1 protein-coding gene is annotated in these 1,187 nt (G+C 47.7%); it reads left to right on the top strand.

What is annotated here, in order from left to right:
- On the top strand, positions 1-1,184 hold a 1,184-nt coding region (gene tuf / locus VOR_RS0106605; RefSeq protein WP_010318927.1), incomplete at its 5' end, for an elongation factor Tu.
- Positions 1,185-1,187: the final 3 nt, after the last annotated feature.

Here is a 1,187-nt window from a genome sequence, read left to right on the forward strand (position 1 = left end):
TGTCTAAAGCAAAATTTGAACGTACGAAACCGCACGTAAACGTTGGTACTATCGGCCACGTTGACCACGGTAAAACAACTCTAACTGCTGCTATCTGTACTACACTTGCAAAAGTGTACGGTGGTGAAGCGAAAGACTTCGCATCTATCGATAACGCTCCAGAAGAGCGCGAGCGCGGTATTACAATCAATACTTCTCACGTAGAGTACGATACACCAGCACGCCACTACGCACACGTAGACTGCCCAGGACACGCTGACTATGTTAAAAACATGATCACAGGTGCTGCGCAAATGGACGGCGGTATCCTAGTTGTTGCTGCAACAGATGGCCCAATGCCACAAACTCGTGAGCACATCCTACTTGGTCGCCAAGTTGGTATTCCTTACATCATCGTATTCATGAACAAATGTGACATGGTTGATGATGAAGAGCTTCTAGAGCTAGTAGAAATGGAAGTTCGTGAGCTTCTATCTGAGTACGATTTCCCAGGTGATGACCTTCCAGTTATCCAAGGTTCTGCACTAGGCGCACTAAACGGCGAAGAGCAGTGGGAAGCGAAAATCCTTGAGCTTGCTGAAGCGCTAGACACTTACATTCCAGAGCCTGAGCGTGCAGTAGACCAAGCATTCCTACTACCAATCGAAGACGTATTCTCAATCCAAGGTCGTGGTACAGTAGTCACTGGCCGTATCGAGCGCGGTATCCTACGTGTAGGTGACGAAGTTGCGATCATTGGTATCAAAGACACAATCACAACGACTTGTACAGGTGTTGAGATGTTCCGTAAGCTGCTTGACGAAGGTCGTGCAGGTGAGAACGTTGGTGCACTTCTACGTGGTACTAAGCGTGATGAAGTAGAACGTGGTCAAGTACTAGCTAAACCAGGTTCAATCACTCCACACACTAAGTTCGAGTCAGAAGTGTATGTACTGTCTAAAGATGAAGGCGGCCGTCATACTCCGTTCTTCAAAGGCTACCGTCCACAGTTCTACTTCCGTACAACGGACGTAACAGGCGATATCTCTCTACCAGAAGGCGTAGAGATGGTAATGCCAGGCGACAACATCCAAATGGTTGTAGAGCTAATCGCTCCAATCGCGATGGATGAAGGTCTACGTTTCGCGATCCGTGAAGGTGGTCGTACAGTAGGTGCTGGTGTTGTTGCTAAAGTTATCGCTTAATTT

This window comes from Vibrio ordalii ATCC 33509 (assembly GCA_000257205.1).
In the GTDB taxonomy this organism is placed as follows: domain Bacteria; phylum Pseudomonadota; class Gammaproteobacteria; order Enterobacterales; family Vibrionaceae; genus Vibrio; species Vibrio ordalii.